Source organism: Prevotella sp. SGI.167 (assembly GCF_050313615.1).
In the GTDB taxonomy this organism is placed as follows: domain Bacteria; phylum Bacteroidota; class Bacteroidia; order Bacteroidales; family Bacteroidaceae; genus Prevotella.
Genome location: NZ_JBNPLT010000012.1, coordinates 1 through 26,414, shown reverse-complemented (window position 1 = coordinate 26,414; position 26,414 = coordinate 1). Strand labels below are relative to the sequence as shown.

Here is a 26,414-nt window from a genome sequence, read left to right as displayed (position 1 = left end):
AGATGTTAATAGATTATCAAAATGTAAGCATATACCAAGCCGACAAATGCATCCTCAAGGACATCAATTTCCATATTGATGAAGGCGAGTTTGCTTACCTTATCGGTAAAGTGGGATCTGGTAAGAGTTCTCTTTTAAAGACTCTTTATTGCGAGCTTGATCTAGTAGAAGGCGAAACCGAGAAAGCAGAAATCCTCGGTAGAGACCTCAAGACCATCAAGCGCAAGGAAATACCAGCATTACGCAAAGAACTGGGCATTATCTTCCAGGACTTCCAGCTGCTCCACGACCGCACAGTCCGCAAGAACTTTGAGTTCGTGCTCAAGGCAACTAAATGGAAGGGAAAGAAAGAAATCACCCAGCGCATTGAGGAAGTTCTCAACGAGGTTGGCATGATAGATAAAATCGACAAGATGCCTCATGAACTCTCTGGCGGTGAGCAGCAGCGTGTGGCTATAGCAAGAGCTCTGCTCAACAATCCTAAGATTATCATCGCAGATGAGCCTACGGGCAATCTCGACCCAGAGACTGCCACCAACATTGTGAGTCTGCTGAAAGACATCACCAAACAAGGCACCGCCGTAGTGATGACAACTCACAACATCCCGATGCTTGACAAATTCCCAGGTATCGTATATCGCTGCAAAGACGGAATTTTACGCGACGTAACAAAAGAATACAATCACATCGACCTCACTGAAGATGGCGAGGAGAATTAAATGAAATGTAAATTATAAATTATTAAAATATTACGACTATGAAGGTAATGAAATTCGGAGGTACTTCTGTAGGCTCACCAGAGCGCATGAAGGGAGTAGCCTCTTTGGTTACAGAATCAGGTGAACCAACTTTCATCGTATTGTCTGCGATGAGCGGTACAACAAACTCTCTCGTTGAGATCTCTGACTATCTTTACAAGAAGAACCCAGAGGGTGCAAACGAGGTAATCAACAACTTGGAGAAGAAATACATGCAGCACGTGGAAGAGCTCTACTCTACAGATGAGATGAAACAGACCACACGTGAGTTCCTGCAGGGAGAGTTCAACTATCTCCGCTCATTTACCAAGGATCTCTTCACTTCTTTCGAGGAGAAGAGCATCGTAGCTCAAGGTGAGATGATGAGCACCAACATGGTTGTAAACTACTTGAAGGAACAGGGCGTAAAGGCAGTATTGCTCAACGCATTGGATTTCATGCGCACAGACAAGAATGCTGAGCCAGATCCACAGTACATCAAGGAAAAGCTTGCCGCTCTCATGGAGGAGAACCAGGGCTATCAGATTTACATCACCCAGGGCTTCATCTGCCGCAATGCTTACGGTGAGATAGACAACCTCCAGCGTGGTGGTAGCGACTACACAGCATCACTCATCGGTGCAGCTCTCCCGGCTGAGGAGATTCAGATTTGGACAGATATCGACGGTATGCACAATAACGACCCTCGTATAGTTGAGCACACAGAAGCTGTTCGCCAGCTTAACTTTGAAGAGGCTGCCGAGTTGGCTTACTTCGGTGCAAAGATTCTCCACCCTACCTGCGTACAGCCAGCTAAGTATGCCGGCATTCCTGTACGCTTGAAGAACACCATGGATCCAAAGGCTGACGGTACCATCATCGACAACGTCATCGTTCGTGGCAAGATCAAAGCTGTTGCTGCCAAAGACAATATCACAGCTATCAAGATTAAGAGTAGCCGCATGTTGCTCGCCACAGGTTTCCTGCGCAAGGTATTTGAAATCTTCGAGAGCTACCAGACTCCAATCGACATGATTGCTACCTCAGAGGTAGGCGTGAGCATGAGTATCGACAACGACACTCACCTCAACGACATCGTCAATGAGCTGAAGAAGTATGGTACTGTTACCGTAGATGCAGACATGTGTATCATCTGCGTTGTTGGTGACCTGGATTGGAGCAATGTAGGCTTCGAGACCATCGCAACCGATGCATTGAAGAATATCCCTATCCGCATGGTTTCATACGGTGGCAGCAACTACAACATCTCATTCCTCATCAAGGAAAGAGACAAGAAGCAGGCATTACAGAACTTGAGCAAGGTATTGTTCGAGAAGTAATATAACAGTGAAGAACGAAGAGTGAAGAGTGGAGAATTCGTATGTAATGATTCCTGTCCACTCTTCGTTTGATTTCTAATTTGACTATAATAAAATTTTAATTTAAAACTAAGCGAAATGAAAGGAACATTTCCGATAGACAAATTTCAGGAGATACAGACTCCATTTTACTATTACGACACCAATGTGTTGCGCCAAACCTTGAAGACCATCAACGAAGAGGCTGGCAAACATCCGGGATTTGAGGTTCACTATGCCGTGAAGGCAAACGCCAATCCTAAGGTGCTCAACATCATCTGTCAGGCAGGATTAGGAGCCGACTGCGTGAGCGGAGGAGAGATTCAGGCTGCCATCAAGGCAGGTTTCCCTGCCAGCAAGATTGTATATGCAGGTGTAGGCAAGAGTGATTGGGAAATCAATCTCGGTCTGGAGAAGGGCATCTTCTGCTTCAATGTAGAGAGCATTCCGGAACTTGAGATTATTAACGAACTTGCAGAAAAACAGAATAAGATAGCTCAGGTTTGCTTCCGCATCAACCCTGATGTGGGCGCTCATACTCATGCCAACATCACAACCGGTCTGGCAGAGAACAAGTTCGGTATCGCCATGCGCGATATGGAGAGCGTCATCGAGGAAGCTGCAAAAATGAAGAACATCAAGTTCCTGGGACTTCACTTCCACATTGGTAGTCAGATACTTGACATGGGTGACTTCGAGGCTCTCTGCAACCGAATCAACGAGTTGCAGAACCAGCTGGAAGCTCATCATATCGTGGTTAAGAACATCAACGTAGGTGGTGGCCTGGGCATCGATTATAACCACCCTAACCGTGTACCAATCCCAGACTTCAAGGATTACTTTGATACATACGCCAAGAAGTTGAAGTTGCGTGATGGTCAGAAACTCCACTTCGAGTTAGGTCGTGCCGTAGTAGGTCAGATGGGAAGCCTCATCACCAAGACCCTCTACATCAAACAGGGTACAGCCAAGCAGTTCGCCATCGTTGATGCCGGAATGACCGATTTGATTCGCCCTGCCCTCTATCAGGCATATCACAAAATCGAGAATATCTCCAGCGATGAACCTATGGAGACATACGATGTGGTAGGCCCTATCTGTGAATCAAGCGATGTATTCGCTAAGGCAACCGACTTGAACAAGACCCATCGCGGCGACCTCATCGCTCTCCGCTCTGCCGGCGCTTACGGTGAGATTATGGCGAGTCAGTACAATTGCCGTCAGTTGCCAAAGGGTTACATCACTGAAGACTTTTAAAGTCAAATGCCGTATGCCCCCAGAAGGGCAAAAGCATAAGAAATACGAGAAAAAGAAATGATGACAATTAGTTTAACAACTATTATAGCTGGCGCAGCAGTGGTTTTATTGGCGATTCTCGGATCGCTGATAAACCCATTCCTGCGCTCGCTGCGTTTTCCTAAAACAGAGGAAAATGAGGAAGATACTCCGGTATCCAAAGAACCGATAACAGTAATTATTACCGCTCATGATAATCTGCCCGAACTGGAACGCAACCTCCCGCTGTTCCTCAAGCAGCAATACGCTGCCGATTATCAGGTCATCGTAGTCTGCCAAAGCACAGATGCAGAAACCCAGGACTATCTCAAGCGCTTGTCTGCAGAGAATCCTCATCTGTATTATACATACATTCCTGAGAGTTCCCGCTATATGAGCCGCAAGAAATTGCAGATTACGCTCGGTGTAAAAGCAGCCAAGTATGAATGGATCATCCTCACCGAGCCAAACTGCAAGCCAAAGAACGACAATTGGCTGACAGCCATGTCTCAACACTTCTGTCAATCATGCAATCTGGTCCTGGGCTATGTAGAACTGGATGAAGAAACCAAAGGAGTCCGCCGCTTCGACAGCATACGCAAGGCATTCTATCTGTTAAGACGTGCCCAGCACTCTTATGGCTATCGCAGCCACATGCCAAACGTAGCTTTCCGCAAGAGCCAGTTCATGCAGGAACAAGGCTACCAGGGCAACCTGGAGTATGTACGTGGAGAATATGATTTCCTTGTCAACAAGTATGGACAACTGGGAGAAACAGCTGTAGTATTGGATAGCGATGCCTGGCTGGTCCGTGACGAACCAACCAACAAGTCATGGCACAACGCCCACCTCTATCACCTGTCATCACGAAAGAGTTTAGATAGGGCGAAATCGATGCGTACTCTGATGTTCTTCGATCATCTCTTCCCTCATCTCAGCCTCATTGCTTCTATTGCAGTATTAGCTTTCGCCATCATCACGCAGGATTGGCTCTTAACGGGAATAGCCGGCTTCGCTCTCCTGTTGCTCTTCCTGCTCCGCATGATCATTGCCATCAAGGCCATCAGGCACTTCGACGATGAGATGAACAGCATCAAGTTGCCGTTCTATGAATATGGAATCATCTGGAGAAACCTCGCCAACAAGATAAGATATTGGCGTGCAGACAAGAATGACTTCACCAGCCATAAGCTGTAAGATACCGGAGAAATAGATTTCGGGAAATAGATTACAAGAGGAAAATCTGAATTAAAGGATTTTAAAAAGACACAACCATGAAAGTATATTTGTATATAGCTAAACAGAAGAAGACGCTGAAAATGTACCTCCCATACATTGAAGCACTTGGCAAAAAGCTCGACATCACCCACAATCTGGCAGATGCCGACATCGTTATGATATTGGGAGCATGGACCATGCAGGGAGCACAGCTTGCCGGAAAATCACGCAAGATGGGCATTCCATACATGGTGTGTCCACTCGGAGACATCTCTGAACGAAACCGGAAGAATCCTCACCTCAAGCGCAGCCTCCAGTCGCTCGTGTATCAGAAGACGATGTATCAAAAAGCTGATCTCGTCATCGCCACAACACCGATGGAGAAGAACTATCTCGCCCAGCTGGGTTGGAACAAGAACATCGCCCTGATCAGATATTTCGGTTACAGTCATCTCACATCAGAAGGCGCCATGCTGGACAACTGGGCAGACACCAACATCTCTACCCTTTCCGGTTTTGAACAGCACAAGGCAGAAATGATTGCAGCACAGACCAAGGAACCTATCATCGCTCAAATCCTGCAGATAAAGAGTCGTATGCCTCACCAGAACATTCCACAGAACTATCTGGACAGCCTGCATACCTTATTATATGCCGATAATTATGATGAGGATGCCATCAATGAGGAATTGCAGACGCTGAAGCTTTCCGGCTATGCGGCAGCAGTATTCCAGGCGATGACAGAGAAAACCGGACTTACCGAGGGCTTCATGCCCCTTCCGGCAAAAAAAAGCAGAAAAAGCAAGGAGATACTGAGATATGTAAAATAGGACAAAAGCAGAAAAGGGCTACCTTCACAGGCAGCCCTTTCTACATATTGTACAAAAACATTATGAATTATTTCTATTAGCGAACAAGATTCTTATTTTTCTGATAAGTAACTATTCTATCTAAAAGTCACAATAAACCGAATATATCTTAAGTTTCAAACATCTTCTTGTTTTCGTTTGCAAAGGTACTACTTTTTCTCTGAATGTGCAATACCTAAAAATGGGGGTTTTCACTATTACCTAATAGTAGGTATCTGAAAAAAGATAAACATACGATAGTTTCCGGAATATACAGAATCAGGACAAGAAAACTGCGCATTTCTGAATAGAATACACAGAGATATGAATTTATATCACAGAGATACGGAGTGAAAAACACAGAGATACGGATTTATTTCACAGAGATATCCCGGAAAAACCCAGAGTTTTCAAACGCAGACAATAAAAAAACTGCAAGTCAGATATGAAATCCAACCTGCAGTTTCTATTAAAATCTCTCTCTCAATCTATTTTGATTCTTGAATCTACACCTGCGTGATTACTTCAAACCACGGTTGATGAGTGTAGCATTCAAAAGCATCACGTACTTGCGATACTGTGTATTGTTGAGGATGCTGTGCATGTACTTCAAATCCTTGATGACAGCCTTGTCAATCATAGCTGCACGATCCTCCTTAGATGCAGAAGCAGCATTCATCATGTCTGCTGTGAAGTTCTTGTGAACGTCAGAAACAGCATCAACCTGATCGATATTAAGTGACAATGCATCAGCCAAGCTACCCATCTTGATGTTCATGTTGTAAGCTGCTGTTGCGTTTGTAGCCTCTTCTGCTGCAAAAGTAGTTGTCATACTCAACAATGCTACTGCTAAAATCATAATCTTCTTCATAATCTTTTTACCTTTCTTTACTTTACGAGTCTCATGGAGCAGATATCCTAATTGCTCCGTTTCCAGAGAACTCTTGTTAAACATTATCCTATAGTCTTATTTCTTTAAGACGCTGCAAAGATACGAACTTTCTGCTGTGTGCGCAAACATTTATTTGTTTTTTTTCAAAAATCCGTTTATTATTTGACATAAATCAACAAGAGCAGTCTAAAACCAGGAGCAGAAAGTAATTTTTTACAGATTTTAGCTAACAAATTGTAAGATGGCTCAAAATAATTAAGGTGGAGAGGAAAATTTCCTTGATTTCTCTTCCATATCCCAATATTTATTTGTACCTTTGCAGAAGTTAAGCAACAATTAAAGAAGAAATGGAACAACAGACACATATAGACAAGGCACTGGCATTTATGGAAAGCTTGGAAAAACTCGGCAGCCAACTGAAGGCAGCCGAAGAACAGCAGAAGCATTTCATCGCCCGCATGCTTGAACTGAAAAAGGCAAATCAGACAGAAGGTGATGAATATGCAGAACTATCCCAAAAGAGCAAGAGCCTGCAAGACATCATAGACAAATGGCGTCCTATCTATCTGGAGCGCATGGAAATGGTGAAAAGCGTCAGCATTCAAAGACGCCAACGCATGAATAAGAAAAAATAAAATCATATTGCCTATATATATAAAATAGGTAATAGTATCAAAACAAGATAAAATAAAAACATAAATAATAATGGAATCAAACAACAAGAACAAATTTATTGTAGTGTCTTATGCACTCTACGATGTAACTAAAGGTGATAACGGTGAAGAAATGCTCATCGAGCGTACAACAGACGAGCGTCCTTTCATCTTCATCAGCGGCATGGGCGTAACATTGCCAGCATTCGAAGAGAAGATGGTAAATCTTGAAAAGGGCGAGGAGTTCGACTTTGAGCTGGAGCCAGAGCAGGCTTATGGCCTCCACTATGACGAGCGCGTACTCGATCTCGACAAGCAGATCTTTACAGTCAATGGCCAGTTTGATGCTCAGCACGTACAGGTTGGTGCCATCATCCCATTGCAGAACGAGGACGGCAACCACTTCAATGCTGTCGTTAAGAATATCACCGACGAGAAGGTTACATGCGACCTCAACCATCCATTGGCAGGTTTGAAGCTCAACTTCTGCGGTCAGGTATTGGAAAGCCGTGAAGCAACAGCTGAGGAAATCGCTAAGATGGCTCAGATGATCAGCGGTGAAGCTGGTGGTTGCGGTGGCGGTTGCGACAACTGTGGTGGCGACTGCAAGGACGGCAACTGCGAAGGCGGCTGCGATTGCAACAAGTAATATTTGAGAATAAACCATAGCGGCTGTCTCAAGCAAAATTGGGATAGCCGCTCTTCATATCAACTCATGAGGCTTACCTACCCTATCATCATGGGAAGAACGAGCCTCTATATCATACATAGGACAATGAGGAATACATTTGGCAATCTTTTCACTCTCACCACTTTCGGAGAGAGTCACGGCATAGCTGTAGGAGGCGTCATCGACGGTTTCCCTGCTGGCATTGACATAGACATGGACTTTATCCAGAGCGAACTGAATCGTCGACGCCCTGGACAAAGTCACATTACTACTGCCCGAAAGGAAGCAGACAAGGTGGAATTTCTAAGTGGTGTCTTCGAGGGAAAGTCAACGGGAACACCTATCGGCTTTGAAGTACGAAACCAGAACCAGCATTCTCAAGACTATGAGAACATGCGCTGTCTGTTTCGCCCATCACATGCCGACTTCACCTACAACGAGAAGTATGGCATCAGAGACCATCGTGGAGGCGGACGCTCATCTGCCCGCATCACCATCTCACGCTGCGTGGGTGGCGCCCTTGCCAAGTTGGCACTCCGCCAGCTGGGCATCAGCATCACTGCCTACACATCGCAGGTGGGAAACATCGCTTTGGAGAAAGATTACCATCAGTATGACCTCAACACCATCGAAGACAATCCGGTACGTTGTCCGGACCAGGCTAAAGCCAAGGAGATGGAAAACCTCATTGCCCAGGTTAAAGCCGACGGTGATACCATTGGAGGCATCATCACATGCGTAATCAAGGGATGCCCTGAGGGACTGGGTGAACCGGAATTCGACAAGCTCCATGCACAACTGGGTGCAGCCATGCTCGGCATCAATGCCGTGAAGGGTTTTGAATATGGAGAGGGATTTGCTGGCGTTACCGCTCGTGGAAGCGAACAGAATGATGTGTTTGTTCCGAAGGATGAAAATACAAATCAGGCTGCAGATAAATCCATCAACCAGGATGTTGCAGCCCGCATCACGACCAGAAGCAATCATAGCGGAGGTATCCAGGGCGGTTTGAGCAATGGTCAGGATATCTATTTCCGGGTAGCATTCAAGCCTGTAGCCACCCTATTGATGGAACAGGACACTGTGGATTTGGAAGGAAATCCGACCAAGCTTACAGCCCGCGGCCGACATGATCCATGCGTATTGCCAAGAGCCGTACCAGTAGTAGAGGCAATGGTAGCCATGGTTATCCTGGATAACTATCTGATGAATAAAACCATAAAACTTTAATTAGTGAATAGTTAGTAGTGATTAACAAACTTATCACTACTAACTATTCACTAATTATTACCTAAAGTTTACTGTCCTTTAATAGTTTAGGGCAATGCTCATTGAAAAAGCATTTATCACAAAGCGGCTTGGCACTCTTGCAGATATATCTGCCATGCAGCAGAATCCAATGATGAGCATTCGGAATATCCTCTGCAGGAATATGCTTCATCAGATAATCCTCTACCTTGCGAGGCGTATCTGCCGTGCGGGGCACCAATCCCATACGATGGCTCACACGATAGACATGCGTATCCACCGCCATCGTAGCATAGCCGAACCATACGGCACGAATCACGTTCGCAGTCTTGCGCCCCACTCCAGCCAACTTCACCAGATCATCAGTCGCCTCAGGCACTTCGCCCCCAAACATCTCCACCAATTGACGGGACATCTGGGCAAGATGCTTTGCCTTGGCATTGGGATAGCTGACGGAACTGATCAGTTCATAAATATCCTCCTCACTCGCCTGCGCCATGTGCAGAGCATCGGGATAACGGGCAAAAAGAGCCGGAGTAACCATATTGATACGCTTATCGGTACATTGGGCCGAAAGCAAGGTAGCCACCAGAAGCTGAAATGCGCTACCGAATTGCAACTCGGTAGTCACATTCGGCAGCGCATCTCTGAAGTGATTCAATATAAAATTATATCTTTCGTTACGAAGCATATTGTTTATTTTTTAGCAGGAGTTTTCTCTGCACCCTTCAACTTACCCTTGTAAGCCTTGTTCAAGCCAGCAATCACCTCGTTGGTAATATCCAAAACCTTATCAGCATAGAGCAGGTTATCACCACTCTTAGAGAAGATGATGCTATACTTCTTTTCCTTGTTATATCTATTGAGATAGTTGGCAATGCTGTCGTGGAGAGCCTTGTTATACTTGTCCTGCTCAGCAGCAAACTCATTGCTCAAACGCTGCTGCAATCCCTGAAGGTCATTGTTCTGCTTCTGAAGACCAGCCTGAATAGCCTCAGCCTGCTCACGAGTATATGCGTTCTGCTGAATCTTCTGCTGGAAATTAGCAGCAGCAGCCTGCAACTGCTGCCCCTTCTGTGCGATAGTAGCCTGAATATTCTGACCCTTCTTCTCCAAGATAGAAGAATACTCCTTAGCAAAGGTATACTGAGTCATGATTGAGTCAACCTCAACGTATGCAACCTTCAACCCCGTAGAAGCCTTAGTCTCTGATTTAGCCTCAACCTGAGGCTGTGACTTGTTGCAAGATGCCAATGACAAAGCAGCAACAGCAGCAATAGCCACTGAACTCAAAATGTTCTTTTTCATTTTCTAGTATTTTATAATTTATATTTCTACTTATTAATTTCTTACTCCCGGTAAATTCAATTCATTCATATTTCTAATAAGCCTTATTGGCTTCACGCGCCTCGCGATCCTGATCTACCACACAGTGGATACCCATCTTGCGCAAGCCCGGATTATCGTGAACATGCTGGGAAGAGAACTTACCATTCTTTTTGAAAATCAATTTCACGCTAAATAATGCCATTGCTATAGCAATTATTAACAGACTTAATAACATTAATTTTACCATTTTTATTACCTTTGCAGTGCCTTAGTGCACTTCGCGTTGCAAAGGTACGATTTTTCGAGGAAAACTCAAAATAAAATAAAGAAATAATAGAAAATTCAAAACAAAATAACATAAATATATCAATAAATGGAAAAAAAAGAATTAAAACCTGCTCTCGTGTTTGAGCAGTTCGCTAAAATCAACGAAATACCTCGCCCTTCCAAGCATGAGGAAAACATGATTGAGTACTTGAAGGAATTCGGCAAAAGCCATCAGCTCGAGACTCTGGTCGACGAAACAGGAAACGTTCTCATTCGCAAGGCTGCAACTCCAGGATATGAGAACGCTGATACCATCATCCTCCAGAGCCACATGGATATGGTTTGCGATAAATTGGTAGACGTAGAGTTCGACTTCCATAAGGATGCCATCCAGACCTACGTAGACGGTGAATGGCTGAAGGCAAAGGGTACTACCCTCGGTGCTGACGACGGTATCGGCTGTGCCATCGAACTTGCCATCCTCGCTGCCGACGATATCGAGCATGGTCCTATCGAGTGCGTCTTCACCCGTGATGAGGAAACAGGATTGACAGGTGCCGTTGGCATGAAGGCTGGTTTCATGACCGGCAAGATGCTCATCAACCTCGATTCAGAGGATGAGGGACAGATTTTCGTATCATGTGCAGGCGGTCAGACTACCAAGGCTACCTTCCACTTCAACCGTGAGGAGGCTCCTGCAGGTTATTTCTTCATGGAGGCTGCCCTGAAGGGTCTCAACGGTGGTCACTCAGGCGATGACATCAACAAGAAGCGCGCCAATGCCATCAAGTTGCTTGCACGTTTCCTCTTCCTGGAGAATGAGAAGCTGGGTGGTGAACTCCGTCTGGTTAACTTCAACAGCGGAAAGATGCACAATGCCATCCCTCGTGACGGCAAGATTGTCTTCGCTGTCAAGAATGAAGCTAAAGAGCAGGTACGTGCTGATTGGAACATCTTCGCTTCTGAAGTAGAGGATGAATTCCATGTTACAGAACAGTCTACGCAGTTCAACATGGGTTCTGCCGATGCTGCTCCTGTCATCGAGAAGACCGTTGCAGACAAGTTCATCATGGCTTTGCAGGCTGTAGACAATGGTCCTCTTACCAACTGTCAGGACGAGGCACTCGCCGAGATGGTAGAGACTTCCAGCAATGTGGCAAGCGTTGCTACCGACGGGAACAGCATCCACATCGTGGCTTCTCAGCGCAGTAACGTGATGAGCAACCTGGATAATATGACCAACACTGTAAAGGCAGCATTCCTCCTGGCTGGAGCCGAGGTAAACGTTGGCGGAAAATACCCAGCATGGAAGATGCGTGCCAACAGCAAGCTGACCGACATCACCGTGAAGAGTTACGAAAAGCTCTTCGGCAAGAAGCCATTGGTAAAGGGCATCCATGCCGGTCTGGAGTGCGGTCTCTTCTCTGAGCGTTACCCAGACCTCGACATGGTAAGCTTCGGTCCTACTCTTCGCAATGTCCACACTCCAGACGAGGCTCTTCTGATTCCTACCGTCCAGATGGTATGGGATCACTTGCTGGACATTCTGCGCAGCGTTAAATAACAACAGATATTGTTTCATTTCCCACATTCTCAGGATATGAAAAAGATATTATATGTATTGACATTGGGCTTCGTATTGGCTCTCACCTCCTGTGGAGACCAGTACAAGGCCAAGTCACTGGTCAAGGATTTCCTGAAAGAGAACCTTGCCACGGACAACGACTGCAGCTATGAGCGATTCAGCAATCTCACTCCTACTGCCATGATTGACATAGATAAAGTAAAATCAATGCGCAAGGAGATGAGCACTTTGCCATACATCAAGAAAGACATCAGCTATAATGACAATGCCATTACCGACACCTTATTATATATAAGGGCCACTTATAAGCTGACCGACAAAGATGGCAAACAGCAAGAGCTCACACAGACATTCTATATGGACAAGGCGCTGACTCATGTCGTCGCCTTCAAGCAAAACTAACCAAAAAGGTGCCAGCCATTCTCTGACGAGATTGCTGACACCTTTTTCTATTTTACACACATATTTTCTATCTTATACACATATTTCTTTCTTACACACATATAAAAACTAAGAAGCCATTTCCTCTTTTACGTATCTTCGCACACTCTTACGCGCATTACCTAAATAATGCTCTGCACACTTATATTTGATGTTCAGGTGGAGAGCAATGTCCTTCACTGTCATTCCTTCCAGGTTTAACCTATAGACACTACTTTGCTTCTCTGAAAGTTGTGCAATACCATTTTCCAGTTTCGCCTGAATCTCATGGGCAGAATAGATGGTAGCAACATCATCTACATACCTGTTCTGCCAATCAGTATTCCGGACTACATACTCATATTTTTCCAGACAGTGCCTGTGACGCCAATAATCCAGAATAAGATTGCGTGCTATAGTATATACCAGACAAGGTAAAGTAATACGTGTAATCATACAATCCATCTTCAACAAGCGCACGAAAACATTCTGCACGATATCTTCTGCCTGCTCGGCTTTTTCATCCCCCAGCAAGCGAGAAGCTACAAAACCTTTCAATTCGGCGTAGCACTCTGTATAGTATTCAGCAATGATGCTGTGCTTAGATTCAATGTTCTGTTCCATGATGGTGGTTTTGATTATTATGTTTTTACATTAATTGTATTGCAAAGGTACGAAAAACAGATAGCATCACCAAAGAAATGAGATAAAAAAATGTGCTAAATGTCTGCTTTGAAACATTTAGCACATATCTAGAAACAATTTGTAACCTTCAATGTTACATTTCGTAAAGTAATATACACTTTAATAAAGCCCCAATTACTTGATCATATCCACACTTCTCTTCAGGAAAGCATCAAGAGAAGCACCCTTCAGCATACCGTTCTGCAACAGGGCGAGGTCGATAAGCTGATGAACAATGTTGTTGTTCTTGGCATAACCCGAGATGATATCATTGCGCTTTGCCTTCTCATCGCTGATAGCCTTCTCTGTATTGTGAACATCATCCTTCTCTTCCTGGGTAATCTCCTCTGGCTTCTTCTTGCCCTGCTCCTGATGAAGTACTGCAAGACGAGCCTCCTGACCCTTGATTTCAGCAAGGATTGGCTTCAATGCATCTGCTGTATTAGCCTCAGCATCCTCCAATACCTTCTTCACCAAAGCATGGTCGGAGTTCAACACGATGTTGTAGCTGTCTGGCATCTGACCGTAGAAGTTCATGCCTGCCTGGAACTGGCTCATCGCCTTCATGCGGCGCATGTACTCATTCTGGGTGATGAGCACTGGCTGGTTCTGCTCGCCCAAAGCCTGAATCTCTACAAAGAACTCTGCCTTGTCGAGCTTAGGCATCTGAGAACGGAATACTTCTGTCAAGTTGTCAGACTGGTCTTTTGTCAAATCTGTCTTCTTGGCATCTTCCTTTACAATGAGTCGGTCAATGATATCCGCATCCACACGGGTGAAGCGGCTCTTCTCCAACTTCTGCTCCAGCATATTCACCATTGGGGTATCCAGCTGACCTTCCATCAGAAGCACTGAGTAACCCTTCTGCTTGGCAGCCTCGATGTAAGAGTACAGCTCCTCCTTGTTGTTGGCATAGAGATATACCAGGTTGCCATCCTTATCGGTCTGGTTGTCCTTGATGAGTGTCTTGTACTCCTCGTAAGTGAAGTACTTACCCTCCACATCCTTCAGGAGAGCGAAGTCCTTGGCGCGGTCGTAGAAGTCATCCTGTGAAAGCATACCGTAGTTGATGAAGAGTTTGAGGTCATCCCACTTCTCCTCGAATTCCTTACGGTTCTCCTTGAAGATAGAGTTCAAGCGGTCTGCTACCTTCTTGGTGATGTAGGTAGAAATCTTCTTCACGTTGCTGTCGCTCTGCAAGTAGCTGCGGCTCACGTTCAATGGGATATCCGGTGAGTCGATAACACCATGCAACAGGGTCAGGAACTCAGGAACGATGCCCTCTACCTGGTCTGTTACGAATACCTGGTTGCAATACAGCTGAATCTTGTTGCGCTGCATGTCGATGCTGTTCTTGATGCGTGGGAAGTAGAGAATACCCGTCAGGTTGAATGGGAAATCTACGTTCAGGTGAATCCAGAACAATGGATCGTCCTGCATTGGATAGAGAGTATGATAGAACTTCTTGTAGTCCTCATCCTTCAAGGTGCTAGGAGTCTTGGTCCAGAGAGGCTCTACATTATTAATAATGTTATCCTCGTCTGTCTCCACGTTCTTGCCGTCCTTCCACTCAGTCTTCTTGCCGAAGGCTACAGGCACTGCCATAAACTTGCAGTACTTGTTCAGGAGTTCCTCAATCTTGCTCTTCTGGAGAAATTCCTTGCAGTCGTCAGCGATATGGAGAACGATATCTGAACCGCGGTCAGCCTTGTCAGCGTCCTCAATTTCGAAAGCTGGTGAACCGTCGCAGCTCCACTTTACAGCCTTGCTACCCTCTTTGTAGCTCTTGGTGATGATTTCCACCTTGCTGGCTACCATGAAAGAAGAATAGAAACCGAGACCGAAGTGACCGATGATGGCATTGGCATTCTCCTTATACTTGTCGAGGAAGTCTGTTACACCAGAGAATGCAATCTGGTTGATATATTTATCGATTTCCTCCTCTGTCATACCGATACCACGGTCGCTGATAGTGAGGGTACCAGCCTTCTCGTCGAGAGAAATGCGAACGGTAGTGTCACCTATCTCACCCTTGAAGTCGCCCTGGGCAGCAAGAGTCTTCAACTTCTGTGTAGCATCCACAGCGTTGGAAACCATCTCACGGAGGAAGATGTCATGATCTGAATATAAGAATTTCTTGATGACAGGGAAAATGTTCTCTGTCGTTACACCGATATTACCTTTCTGTGCCATAGTTATTATATCTTTTAATGTTATTATTTTATTTTTTATGTTTGCTATGGCTTATACAAATAGCGTGCCAAATTACAGCACCCTACATACCCTGATGCCAATCTGCACCGGATGTTTCTGCATATAGGTATACAGTGTCATCGGTTCGTCTATTACTTTTTTATGTATACTGCTCGCATTGAGCAGGTGGAGTCCGTCCCTGTGCCAGGAAGCCAGACCGATATGCGTGGTGTCCAATCCTTTCTTGTTGGTAACAATCACGATGATGTCACCGTCATGAATAGCCTTTCTGAATATCTGGTTATTGGCAATGGTCGATTTGGGAACATAACGGTATTTTTTCCCGTTTACGCTCTTCTCCAACTGGCGAATGCCTGCTTTCCACTCAGGATGAGCAGAAAGCATCTTATAGCTCGATGTATGAGTAGACATCCAGTTGACATTGACGGTCTGGACGGCAGTAAATGGCGGATTAGGAGCGATGTTTCTGACAATACCCTCCTTTTCATTATCGTCCATCCAAATGGTAAAATAATGCTGGCGCTTCACATAAGATACTTCCCCACCTACATATCTCACGTGCTTCAAATGTTCGCAGAAGGAAGCAAAGGAGGTTTCATGCTTTTGGGCGCACATCGTCAGGGCTGTCACCATCTCTACATAGGTGGTACAGTCGAGTTCACGTGTATTCACGATGAGAACCTCTTCCTTTGTCCTATCCAAGGTACCTCCAACGTATGGAATCCCCACAAACTGCTTGCCAAACCACAACATCCAGTTGGCAGGTTTCGTCTTCAAGGCTTTTGCCTGCTTCAACAAGTTGATGATACGAATACTGTCCTGGCGCTGATACACAACACCACTCTTTGCCATAGATGGCATCAACGACAAGACAGCCAAAACTAATACAGATATTCTCTTTAGAATTTTCATTTTCCTACAGTTTTAATGATTACGTTTTCTTCCAAAATTAACTCCGAAATACAGATTGACCGAACCGAAGGAATTATTGGTAGAAAACTGAGATTTTCTATAATTATAAGAATGGATGATAGTACTCATGCCCGCATACCATCGGGTATTGTTCCATACTACTCCAAATCTTCCTATACCATCCAAGTTGACATTCCTGAAACGGAAGTTCATGATGTCGAAATGTTCACTTTCGGTATCCGAGGTAGACTGGTTGTAGGCAAGCCCCACCGAGAGCGAGGCATTGAAAAGCCAATTCTTGGCGAACACCCAGTTATAAGCATAGCCACAACTTACATTGATATCACTATATTTCACCTGCGAAAACATCAGGCTACTGTCTATCTTAGCCTGCTCTCCAGGAGGAACACCCTGGTTCAAGCGATCATCAACAAGCTGGGTGAACTTGTCCCAATCCACTTCCAGTTTGTGTTGGGTATATCCGATGCCCAGGAGCATGGAGCCGGCACTTCTGCGCTGTACGGTACTCTGTGCATAAGCAGCTGGATAAGAGAATCTTCGATGATTAAAGATATAGTAAAGGTTGAGCCCCTTGATACTCGATTTAAATCCCCCGAAAGGCGCCTTTCTCATCGCATTACAGTTGATATGTTCTCCCAGATTCATGCGCTTGACATGATAATCATTACCTGTCTGACGCCAGAAGAGATCAACACCCAGCAGACTGCTGTAGAGACTCAAGTCAAACTCCTTTTTATTCGTATGACTGTTATTGGCATTGATATGCTTCAAGTCGAAAGTATAACCCAGGAATACCCATCGCCATCCCAGATACGGACCTAATCGCCAGGAAGGGTCAGGGGCAAAGGTAATGCTCTGTCCCTCCTTGTTGCGCAATGTATAAATCTCGTAGGTATTCGTATTCTGCAGCATTACTGTATAGTTGTAATGCTGGTCTTCGATATAGGAAGAATCGGTGGTATTGAATTCCCGGAAAAAGCGGGTAAAGACGTTGCCCACCTGATGAAAGAAAGTCCGCTTATGACGGGCTCTTATCAGGCTATCCGTGGAGTTGTGCTTAAACATGGTAGAATTGAAAAGATGGCGTACAAAAAGGGTGTCCGTCACCTCCACCCTCTTTTCATTGTCTTTTGCAGACAAAGATTCCTCTTCTGCTGCCCCTACAGGCAGCAGAAAAAAGGCTAACATCATCCACAAAAAACAAATTTTTCTCATACAGAGACTTTTTTATTTTAAGTCTAATTCTTCCACAAAACACGGTCTAGCACCCAGTTAACCGGTGTAGCCGAGATACTCGTACAGTCGCAATGCCCGATGCACTGCAAATGCTCTATGACATGCTTGATCATCGGCAATTGCACATAGGAAGGATTTGGTACGGTAATACTCTGTTTTCCTTCACTGGTGATGAGAACAATAGGTTCATATGTAAATACCGAAAAAGACAAGGAACCCTTATCACCGATAACCTCGATACGGTCTTCCTTTGCACTCTCATGTCCCACAAAGCACCAGCTTCCACTGCCCGTAACCCCATTTTCGAAGAAGAAACAAGCTGAAACGGTATCCTCTGCCTTGTAGAGATGAGCACGATTGGCAGGATAACCATGTGCACGGGTGATAACACCGAAAATATTCTGCAACAAATCAATCTGGTGTGGGGCCAAATCATAGAAATAACCTCCACCCGCAATATCCGGCTGCAACCTCCAAGGCAATTCCTTTTCGTTTTTATAGTCAAGGTCACGAGGAGGCACAGAGAACCTTATCTGAACATTGATTACCTTACCGATGGTACCGTTTTCAATGATCTCCTTCACTTTCTGGAAATATGGAAGATAACGACGGTAATAAGCCACAAAGCAAGGAACACCTGTCTGCTCACTGATACGATTGATACGGATACAGTCGTTATAGCTTGCTGCCAATGGCTTTTCTATATAAACAGGCTTGCCTGCACGCATTGCCATGATGGCAAAGGTGGCATGAGACGATGGCGGCGTAGCGATATAGATGGCATTTACATCAGGGTCATCTATCAATTCCTGGGCATCCGTATACCATTTACGGATATGATGACGCTCAGCATAACTACGAGCCTTGTTCTCGCTACGGCTCATCACTGCCACAACCTGCGAACCTTCCACCTCATTGAAGGCCGGTCCGCTCTTCTTTTCGGTTACTTCTCCGCAGCCGATAAATCCCCAATTGATCTGTTTCATACGTTTCGATGATTTTTATTCTCCAGCAAGCGACTTGTTGATCTCGTCAATATAATCGAGTACTTCGTCACGTCCCATCTTTTTCTCACTACTTGTAATGAAATAAGGAGGAAGCTCTTCCCAGCGATCTTCCAATGCATGCATCCATTTCTCGGCATTCATACGAGCCTTTACCGGTCCCAACTTATCTGCCTTGGTGAAAACGATACAGAATGGCACATTGCTTTCGCCCAACCAGTCTACGAATTCACGGTCAATCTTCTGCTGGTCATGGCGTACGTCGATAAGAACAAAGACGTTTGCCAACTGAGGGCGCTGAAGGATATAGCTGCTGATCATCTGCTCCAACTGCTTCTGGACAGTCTTGGAGCGCTTGGCAAATCCATAGCCGGGAAGGTCAACCAGATACCATTCATTATTGATAATGAAGTGATTGATCAGCAACGTCTTACCCGGTGTGGCTGAAGTTTTAGCTAAACCTTTATGATTGCAAAGCATATTGATAAGACTAGACTTACCCACATTGCTTCGACCGATAAAGGCGTACTCAGCCTTATTATCCTTTGGACACATGCTCACTCGTGGAGCAGATATTGTAAATTCAGATTTCTTAATTTCCATCGTTATGTTTTCTATTATTATGTTAATCACTAAATGTCAGCAAACGAACTAATCAAAAGTTCAATGTTCAAACCTCAAAGTTCAATGTTCAAAGTTCAAAGTCTATAGCATCTCTGACAATTCCAGCCATCTCATTTCCTTCTCATCAAGTTCATCCTTGATTTCCGGCAGTCGCTTGCTCTTTTCCGTCAGTTCATCTACCGAAAGCGTTCCGCTGCAAAGGGCCTCTTCCAATTTTTTCTGCTCTTCGGTAAGCTTATCAATTTCCTGGGTCAGCTGTTCATATTCACGCTTCTCCTTGTAGCTCATCTTGCGCTTGTTCTCAAAGTTGGCGTCACGCTTGGCTGTGCCGGCGCCATCATTGACTGCAGCATTATTGCTGGCAGTTTTAGCCGCAGCTTTCTCTGCCTCATCCTTCTCCTGCAATCGGCTCCAGTCACGGTATTGGGTATAGTTGCCAGGGAAATCCTGTATCTCGCCCTCGCCCTTGAACACCAGAAGATGATCCACTACCTTGTCCATGAAATAGCGGTCGTGACTTACTACGATAACGCAACCGGCGAAATCCTGCAAGTATTCCTCCAGTACCTGGAGTGTCTGGATATCAAGGTCGTTGGTAGGCTCATCGAGAACCAGGAAGTTAGGATTCCTCATCAGCACCGTACAGAGATAGAGCTTGCGCTTCTCGCCTCCACTCAACTTATATACGTAGTTGTGCTGCTCTTCTGGAGTAAAGAGGAAGAACTGCAGGAACTGCGAAGCCGTCATGTGCTTGCCATTACCCAAGTCGATATAATCGGCAATCTCAGTAATGACATCAATCACCTTCTGGTCTTCCTTGAACTTCAATCCCTCCTGCGAGAAATAACCGAAGCGAACCGTCTCACCGATGTCAAACTTACCGCTGTCCGGCTGAACTTCACCCAAGAGCATCTTGATGAAGGTAGACTTACCCGTTCCGTTATTACCCACAATACCCATCTTCTCGAATCGGGCAAAGTTGTAATAGAAGTTATCGAGTATCACCTTCTTCTTACCACGGTCATCGAAAGCCTTGCTTACATACTGACATTCAAATATCTTGGAACCGATATATACGGTAGAAGCCTTCAGACGCACCTGTCGGTCTTCGATACGCTGCTTAGCCACCTTCTCCAGTTCATAAAAGGCATCTTCACGATACTTAGCCTTATGACCACGTGCCTGAGGCTGGCGGCGCATCCAGTCTAACTCTCTGCGGTAGAGATTCTTGGAATGCTGAATTTCAGCCCGGAGATTATCCATGCGTTCCTGACGTTTCTCCAGATAGTAAGCATAATTGCCTCTATAGGTATAGATGGTCTTATCGTCAAGTTCCAGGATGGTATTGCACACCTTGTCCAGGAAGAAACGGTCGTGAGTAACCATGAAGATGGTCTTGTTTCCTCTGTTCAAGTATCCCTCCAGCCATTCTATCATTTCCAGGTCAAGGTGGTTGGTAGGCTCATCGAGCATCAGGAAATCGGGCTCCTCTATCAGCACATTAGCCAGGGCAACACGTTTCTGCTGTCCTCCGCTAAGCTGCCCCATCGGCTGCTCCATATTGGTAATATGTAGCTGGGTCAGGATCTGCTTGGCACGGAGCACCTTCTCCGGGTCTCCCTCATGATTGAAACATGCATCGAGCACGCTCTCCTCCGGATCGAATTGAGGAGACTGCTCCAAATATCCTATCTTCAAATCGCGACGATAGATGATATCACCGCTTTCATGTCCCTCCTTATTCATCAGAACAGACATCAAGGTAGACTTTCCCGTGCCATTACGTGCCACGAGTCCCACCTTCTGTCCTTCGGCGATAGAGAAGGAAATCTTATCAAAAAGAACCTGCGCACCAAATCGTTTGGTGAGGTTTTGTACGTCTAAATATGGTATCTGACTAGCCATTCTGCAATTTTTTCATGCAAAGATAATGATTTTCGCTCAAAAAGTAGTATCTTTGCACCGTATTTTTAAGGAAACTTGCATATTTTATCGTATAATTGATTGTTTGCGGTAACTTTTGGGGCAGTTTTCGAAGATAAAAAGATTAGAAAATTAAAAAGACATATTAAGAATGGAATTAGCAAGTAAGTACGATCCACAAGCAGTGGAAAGTAAATGGTATCAGTACTGGCTCGACAACAAGCTTTTCAGCTCTAAGCCAGATGGTCGTGAACCTTATACAGTGGTGATCCCTCCACCAAACGTAACGGGTGTGCTCCACATGGGACACATGCTCAACAATACAATTCAGGATATTCTCGTTCGCCGTGCTCGCATGGAGGGCAAGAACGCTTGTTGGGTACCTGGAACCGACCACGCCAGTATCGCTACTGAGGCAAAGGTGGTTAACCGCCTCGCTCAGCAGGGCATCAAGAAGACAGACCTTACCCGCGAAGAGTTCCTCAAGCACGCTTGGGACTGGACTCACGAGCACGGTGGCATCATCCTCAAGCAGCTCCGCAAGCTCGGTGCCAGCTGCGACTGGGACCGCACAGCATTCACCATGGACGAGACCCGTTCCCGTGCCGTCATCCACGTATTCTGCGACCTTTACCAGAAGGGCCTCATCTATCGTGGCGTGCGCATGGTTAACTGGGACCCTAAGGCTCAGACTGCACTCTCTGACGAGGAGGTTATCTACAAGGATGAGCACTCTAAGCTCTACCATCTGAAGTATCATGTAGTAGAGCAGGACTGCCAGCAGGTGGACGAGGAGAACGTGATTCACAAGGATGAGAAGGGATATTATGCAGTAGTAGCAACCACCCGTCCTGAGACCATCATGGGCGACTCTGCCATGTGTATCAACCCAGAGGATAAGAAGAATACCTGGTTGAAGGGTAAGCACGTGATTGTGCCTCTCGTAAACCGCGAGATTCCTGTCATCGAGGATACATACGTAGATATCGAGTTCGGTACCGGTTGCTTGAAGGTAACTCCAGCTCACGATATCAACGACCACGCACTCGGTTTGAAGCACGGTTTGGAAACCATCGATATCTTCAACGACAACGGTACCATCAGCGAGGCAGCAGGTCTCTATGTTGGCATGGACCGCATGGACGTGCGCAAGCAGATTTCCATCGACCTTCAGAATGCCGGCCTGATGGAGAAGATTGAGGACTATAATAATAAGGTGGGCTTCTCTGAGCGTACCAATGTGCCTATCGAGCCAAAGCTCTCTACACAGTGGTTCCTCAAGATGCAGCACTTTGCTGACATCGCCCTCCCTCCAGTAATGGACGATGATATTGAGTTCTATCCTAAGAAGTACAAGAACACCTATCGCCACTGGTTGGAGAACATCAAGGACTGGTGTATCAGCCGTCAGCTCTGGTGGGGTCACCGCATCCCAGCTTACTACTTCGACAATGCCGGCAAGAAGGATTTCGTGGTAGCAGAGACTGCAGAGGAAGCGCTGAAGCTTGCTCAGGAGAAGAATGCCAGCATCAAGGCTGAGGATCTTGAGCAGGAGAGCGACTGCCTCGACACTTGGTTCTCTTCATGGTTGTGGCCTATCTCTCTGTTTGATGGCATCGAGAATCCTGACAACGAGGAGATCAACTACTACTACCCTACTTCCGACCTCGTAACTGGTCCGGATATCATCTTCTTCTGGGTAGCACGTATGATCATGGCTGGCTACGAGTATCGTGGCAAGATGCCATTCAAGCACGTATATTTCACAGGTATCGTTCGCGATAAGCTCGGCCGCAAGATGAGCAAGAGTCTCGGTAACTCACCAGACCCATTGGATTTGATCGATAAGTTTGGTGCCGACGGTGTTCGTATGGGTATGATGCTCAGTGCTCCAGCCGGCAACGACATCCTCTTCGACGAGAGCCTTTGCGAGCAGGGACGTAACTTCAACAATAAGATCTGGAATGCCTTCCGCCTCGTGAAGGGTTGGGAGACTGCAGATATCGAGCAGCCTAAGAGTGCCGAAATCGCCGTGAAGTGGTTTGATGCCAAGCTCAAGGAGGTGAACGAAGAGATGCAGAAGCAGTTCAAGGACTACCGTATCTCTGAGGCTTTGATGACTGTATATAAGCTGTTCTGGGATGAGTTCTCATCTTGGTACCTGGAGATGGTGAAGCCAGCTTACGGCCAGCCTATCGACCAGAAGAGCTACGACGCTACCCTCCGTTTCTTCGATGCCCTCCTGAAGATGTTGCATCCATTCATGCCATTCATCACCGAGGAATTGTGGCAGCACATCTACGACCGCAAGGATGGCGAGAGCATCATGCGCGAGAAGCTGGAGATTCCTGCACCTACAGCTGAGGAGCAGAAGTTGGCAGCAGATATCGAGGCTGTGAAGCAGATTATTGCCGGCGTTCGTACCGTTCGCAACCAGAAGAACATTGCCCAGAAGGAGCAGTTGTCTCTTCAGGTAGTAGGCAAGAACGATTTCGAGGCTTACAACGACGTAACTCTAAAGATGGCCAACCTCGACAAGATTGAGGTCATCGCAGAGAAGAGTGCCGATGCATCAAGCTTCATGGTAGGTACCGACGAGTTTGCCGTTCCATTGGGCGACCTCATCGACGTGGCAGCCGAGATTGAGAAGGCAGAGGCTCAGCTCAAGCACCTGGAGGGCTTCCTGATGGGTGTACGCAAGAAGCTCAGCAATGAGAACTTCGTAGCTCACGCTCCTGAGAAGGTAGTTGCCCTGGAGCGCAAGAAGGAAAGCGACTCTGTAGAGAAGATCGCTGCCCTCAAGGCAACCATCGAGGAACTCAAGAAGAAGTAATAATATTATATTTGTCATGTTAAGCGTTGAATGTTAAGTGTTTGAACTTAGCATTTCACGCTTAACATTTCATATTTTAAGAGAAACATGATCAAGAAGCTTTTCACCTTATTTATATGTTTGTTTTCGCTTGCTATGACTTTCACCAGTTGTAGCGATGAAGCCGTTGATGTGGAAACAGTCAACAAGCAGACTATTTTCGTCTTCTATCCATGGACAGGCGATACGGGCTCATCGGGTCTATATAGTGAATTGAAAAATAATGTAGACAGTATGTGCGCTGGCATTGTTGACAAGAAGGGACTTACCAATGCCAGAGTATTAGTTTTCTTCACCGAAAAATACAATCAGAGCACACTCTACGATCTTCAGTATGACGCAACAACCAAGACCGTGAACCGTATTCCTATCAAGAAATACGAAGGCAACCGTCATTGCACAGCTGAAGGATTCGCTGACTTGCTGAACGAAGTAAGACAAAACGCAGAAGCCCTCAACTACTCCTTGATTATCGGAGCACATGGTTGCGGATGGACTTACGCCAACGACTGGGTGAATTATCCATATAAGGCACGACCAAAAGGCGGTTCCATCAGAAATGGAAATGATGATAATGCTGTATCCAATGCTACTTCCAACAGTTTTAGCGGCATCCAGTTTGGCAATGATCCCAACAAACCTGTCACCCGCTTCTTTGGAAGCGTAAGTCAGGCAGACAATGCCATCGATGTCACCACCTTAGCCGAAGGCATCAAACTCAGCGGACTCAAGATGCAATTCATCCTCTTTGATGCCTGCTACATGGGCAATGTAGAGACTGCTTACGAACTGAAGGATGTAACCAACTTCCTGATCAGTTCCAGCAGCGAAGTGATGGGCGAAGGCATCCCATACAAGACTATATGGAGCTATCTCTGCTCATCTGTGCCAAACTATTCCAGCGCAGTATCAGGCATCGTCAACTTCTATAAGAATTCCACTGTACCTTACTGCAACATGGCGGCTATTGACTGCCGACAGATAGACAAACTGGCAAGCATCATGAAAGAGATCAACAGCAAGTATACATTGGCTTCGACAGTGCCACTCGACTCTATCCAGCCTCTGGATGGTTTCTCGCCAAATCTCTTCTACGATCTCTCGGTTTACGTAGACAGCCTCTACCCTAGCGGCTATCTGAAAGATGAGTTCACATCACAATTAAAGCTCACCATCAAGGCTGCGGAACATACGGATGAAGCCTATACTGCCTTAATGAGTTTTTATGGCAAGACCTTCAAGGTGAAGAACTATTGCGGTCTTTCCGTCTCCGACCCTAGCCAGAACAGCGTAGCTATCAAGGGAAGAGAGAAGACCGGTTGGTGGAAAGCTACACATTAACATGAAACGGTTTGACCACAGGTTAGACCGCTTCATTAAGTTCAATGTACAAAAATCAAAAAACAAAGATGGAATATTTTATCATAGATAATAACGGTCAGCAAGCAGGTCCTTTCAGTCAGGACCAGCTTGTCCAGAAAGCCATCAGCCCAGAAACATTAGTCTGGAAACAGGGAATGGCAGATTGGACACCGGCGTGGAAAGTTGAAGAATTGAGAACTGTACTGGAGGCTGTTGAAGCCAACAAGACAAACGCCACGAACCAGCAGGAAAACCAAGAGCCTCAGCAGCAAACTTCTGAGCAGGCTCAGCAACAGGCATATCAGCAGGCTCAGCAACAGGCTTACCTGCAAGGTTTCCAACAGGGAGCAGCCATGAATGCCAACTTCCAGCAGCAACCAAAGAAACGAAAGAGCCATATGGCAATGAAGCTGATTATCGGCTTGATTGTCTTCATCATAGCCGTTTTCGCTGTTTCCAATCCAGGAGCTGATGCCCACAAGGAGAAGGTTCGCACGGAAGTAGGCAAAGCCATCGAAAAGGCAACAAGTACTTCTGACAACAATTTCTTCTCTCAAGCCCTCCGCTCGGTAGCCAAGATGATGGCGGGCAGCGTCATGGATGAAGCCATGAACCAGCTCTTCGAATACCACAACTACATCGTATGTTCTAAAGGTACCGTAGAGTTTAATGGCAAGCAGCACACCGTCAGCTTCGGTATCCTTGGCACAGTTTACACCATGAATGCCGATGATATGGTAAAGGCGCTGGAAGGTGCCGACAATCTGCAGCTGGAAGAAATGAACTCTTCCTCATCCGACGACACCTCTTCCATTGATGGAACCAACGATGAAAGCACCAGTTCTTCCAATGATACTTCTGATGATGAAGGTTTTGGTGCCAAGGTTCAGAAAAGACTGGAAGACAAGGCAAACCAGGCCATGGATAAAGCAGCAGAAAAGGTAGGCAAGAAAATAGAAGAAAAGATAAACCAGAAGTTAGATGAGGCTACCGATTCTTCTAAAGTAGAAAAGCTTATCGATAAGATTCTGGAATTCCTATAATCTGCAGGAATTTCTAATG

The 26,414-nt window shown here is 45.8% G+C and carries 24 protein-coding genes; 13 read left to right on the top strand and 11 right to left on the bottom strand.

Annotated elements, in window-relative coordinates; genetic code table 11:
- Positions 1–2: 2 nt before the first annotated feature.
- The 5 genes from ACQRBJ_RS07860 (at position 3) to ACQRBJ_RS07840 (ending at position 5,418) form a co-directional block, all read left to right on the top strand.
- Positions 3–719: a cell division ATP-binding protein FtsE gene (locus tag ACQRBJ_RS07860; RefSeq protein ID WP_153122825.1), complete on the top strand. Its 717-nt coding sequence runs from the start codon at positions 3–5 to the stop codon at positions 717–719.
- A gap of 38 nt (positions 720–757) precedes the next feature.
- Positions 758–2,077, top strand: a complete 1,320-nt coding sequence (locus tag ACQRBJ_RS07855; protein WP_217759855.1) for an aspartate kinase — start codon at positions 758–760, stop codon at positions 2,075–2,077.
- Between the two features lie 117 nt (positions 2,078–2,194).
- Positions 2,195–3,352 (top strand): diaminopimelate decarboxylase, encoded by a 1,158-nt coding sequence (gene lysA, locus ACQRBJ_RS07850; protein ID WP_153122821.1) that lies wholly within the window; start codon positions 2,195–2,197, stop codon positions 3,350–3,352.
- A 57-nt stretch (positions 3,353–3,409) separates the two neighbouring features.
- Positions 3,410–4,567, top strand: coding sequence for a glycosyl transferase family 2 (locus tag ACQRBJ_RS07845; protein WP_295347398.1), 1,158 nt, complete (start codon positions 3,410–3,412; stop codon positions 4,565–4,567).
- Between the two features lie 77 nt (positions 4,568–4,644).
- The gene (locus tag ACQRBJ_RS07840; RefSeq protein ID WP_294968138.1) at positions 4,645–5,418 is read left to right on the top strand and encodes a glycosyltransferase; all 774 of its coding nucleotides are present in this window, start codon (positions 4,645–4,647) and stop codon (positions 5,416–5,418) included.
- A 538-nt stretch (positions 5,419–5,956) separates the two neighbouring features.
- Here ACQRBJ_RS07840 and ACQRBJ_RS07835 read toward each other — a convergent pair.
- Positions 5,957–6,307 (bottom strand): hypothetical protein, encoded by a 351-nt coding sequence (locus ACQRBJ_RS07835; RefSeq protein WP_218416335.1) that lies wholly within the window; start codon positions 6,305–6,307, stop codon positions 5,957–5,959.
- A 368-nt stretch (positions 6,308–6,675) separates the two neighbouring features.
- Between ACQRBJ_RS07835 and ACQRBJ_RS07830 the strand changes: the two genes are divergently transcribed.
- The 3 genes from ACQRBJ_RS07830 (at position 6,676) to aroC (ending at position 8,881) form a co-directional block, all read left to right on the top strand.
- On the top strand, positions 6,676–6,963 hold the full coding sequence (locus tag ACQRBJ_RS07830) for a hypothetical protein (protein ID WP_294968134.1): 288 nt from the start codon (positions 6,676–6,678) through the stop codon (positions 6,961–6,963).
- Between the two features lie 70 nt (positions 6,964–7,033).
- Positions 7,034–7,630, top strand: a complete 597-nt coding sequence (locus tag ACQRBJ_RS07825) for an FKBP-type peptidyl-prolyl cis-trans isomerase (RefSeq protein ID WP_153122812.1) — start codon at positions 7,034–7,036, stop codon at positions 7,628–7,630.
- A gap of 126 nt (positions 7,631–7,756) precedes the next feature.
- Positions 7,757–8,881, top strand: coding sequence for a chorismate synthase (gene aroC / locus ACQRBJ_RS07820; protein ID WP_445303288.1), 1,125 nt, complete (start codon positions 7,757–7,759; stop codon positions 8,879–8,881).
- 61 nt (positions 8,882–8,942) lie between these two features.
- On the opposite strand, the gene nth is transcribed toward aroC, so the two are convergent.
- The 3 genes from nth to ACQRBJ_RS07805 form a co-directional block, all read right to left on the bottom strand.
- The gene (gene nth / locus ACQRBJ_RS07815; protein WP_294968131.1) at positions 8,943–9,590 is read right to left on the bottom strand and encodes an endonuclease III; all 648 of its coding nucleotides are present in this window, start codon (positions 9,588–9,590) and stop codon (positions 8,943–8,945) included.
- A 5-nt stretch (positions 9,591–9,595) separates the two neighbouring features.
- Positions 9,596–10,207, bottom strand: a complete 612-nt coding sequence (locus tag ACQRBJ_RS07810) for an OmpH family outer membrane protein (protein ID WP_218416334.1) — start codon at positions 10,205–10,207, stop codon at positions 9,596–9,598.
- Positions 10,208–10,280: 73 nt separating this feature from the next.
- Complete coding sequence (locus ACQRBJ_RS07805; RefSeq protein WP_217759863.1) at positions 10,281–10,475, bottom strand: hypothetical protein; 195 nt, start codon at positions 10,473–10,475, stop codon at positions 10,281–10,283.
- 126 nt (positions 10,476–10,601) lie between these two features.
- Here ACQRBJ_RS07805 and ACQRBJ_RS07800 point away from each other — a divergent pair, with 126 nt between their 5' ends.
- Positions 10,602–12,059 carry an aminoacyl-histidine dipeptidase gene (locus ACQRBJ_RS07800; RefSeq protein ID WP_445303287.1) on the top strand — a complete coding sequence of 486 codons (1,458 nt, stop codon included), beginning with the start codon at positions 10,602–10,604 and terminating at the stop codon, positions 12,057–12,059.
- Between the two features lie 36 nt (positions 12,060–12,095).
- A complete protein-coding gene (locus ACQRBJ_RS07795) occupies positions 12,096–12,482 on the top strand; it encodes a hypothetical protein (RefSeq protein WP_445303286.1) in 387 nt (128 codons plus the stop codon).
- 108 nt (positions 12,483–12,590) lie between these two features.
- On the opposite strand, the gene ACQRBJ_RS07790 is transcribed toward ACQRBJ_RS07795, so the two are convergent.
- The 7 genes from ACQRBJ_RS07790 to ACQRBJ_RS07760 form a co-directional block, all read right to left on the bottom strand.
- Complete coding sequence (locus tag ACQRBJ_RS07790; RefSeq protein WP_256620930.1) at positions 12,591–13,124, bottom strand: RNA polymerase sigma factor; 534 nt, start codon at positions 13,122–13,124, stop codon at positions 12,591–12,593.
- Positions 13,125–13,319: 195 nt separating this feature from the next.
- Positions 13,320–15,377, bottom strand: a complete 2,058-nt coding sequence (htpG, locus tag ACQRBJ_RS07785) for a molecular chaperone HtpG (protein ID WP_445303285.1) — start codon at positions 15,375–15,377, stop codon at positions 13,320–13,322.
- Positions 15,378–15,449: 72 nt separating this feature from the next.
- Entirely contained in the window at positions 15,450–16,310 is an 861-nt protein-coding gene (locus ACQRBJ_RS07780; protein ID WP_445303284.1) for an N-acetylmuramoyl-L-alanine amidase-like domain-containing protein, read from the bottom strand.
- 12 nt (positions 16,311–16,322) lie between these two features.
- On the bottom strand, positions 16,323–17,546 hold the full coding sequence (locus ACQRBJ_RS07775; RefSeq protein ID WP_445303283.1) for a DUF4421 domain-containing protein: 1,224 nt from the start codon (positions 17,544–17,546) through the stop codon (positions 16,323–16,325).
- Positions 17,547–17,569: 23 nt separating this feature from the next.
- A complete protein-coding gene (locus ACQRBJ_RS07770) occupies positions 17,570–18,553 on the bottom strand; it encodes a Gfo/Idh/MocA family protein (RefSeq protein ID WP_445303282.1) in 984 nt (327 codons plus the stop codon).
- 15 nt (positions 18,554–18,568) lie between these two features.
- Positions 18,569–19,174, bottom strand: a complete 606-nt coding sequence (gene yihA / locus ACQRBJ_RS07765; protein ID WP_153122788.1) for a ribosome biogenesis GTP-binding protein YihA/YsxC — start codon at positions 19,172–19,174, stop codon at positions 18,569–18,571.
- 102 nt (positions 19,175–19,276) lie between these two features.
- Complete coding sequence (locus ACQRBJ_RS07760) at positions 19,277–21,100, bottom strand: ABC-F family ATP-binding cassette domain-containing protein (protein WP_295347380.1); 1,824 nt, start codon at positions 21,098–21,100, stop codon at positions 19,277–19,279.
- A gap of 169 nt (positions 21,101–21,269) precedes the next feature.
- On the opposite strand from ACQRBJ_RS07760, the gene ACQRBJ_RS07755 reads away from it, so the two are divergent.
- From ACQRBJ_RS07755 to ACQRBJ_RS07745, 3 genes are all read left to right on the top strand, one after another.
- Entirely contained in the window at positions 21,270–23,951 is a 2,682-nt protein-coding gene (locus ACQRBJ_RS07755; RefSeq protein ID WP_445303281.1) for a valine--tRNA ligase, read from the top strand.
- Positions 23,952–24,038: 87 nt separating this feature from the next.
- The gene (locus tag ACQRBJ_RS07750) at positions 24,039–25,331 is read left to right on the top strand and encodes a clostripain-related cysteine peptidase (protein WP_445303280.1); all 1,293 of its coding nucleotides are present in this window, start codon (positions 24,039–24,041) and stop codon (positions 25,329–25,331) included.
- A 68-nt stretch (positions 25,332–25,399) separates the two neighbouring features.
- Complete coding sequence (locus tag ACQRBJ_RS07745; RefSeq protein ID WP_445303279.1) at positions 25,400–26,395, top strand: GYF domain-containing protein; 996 nt, start codon at positions 25,400–25,402, stop codon at positions 26,393–26,395.
- Positions 26,396–26,414: the final 19 nt, after the last annotated feature.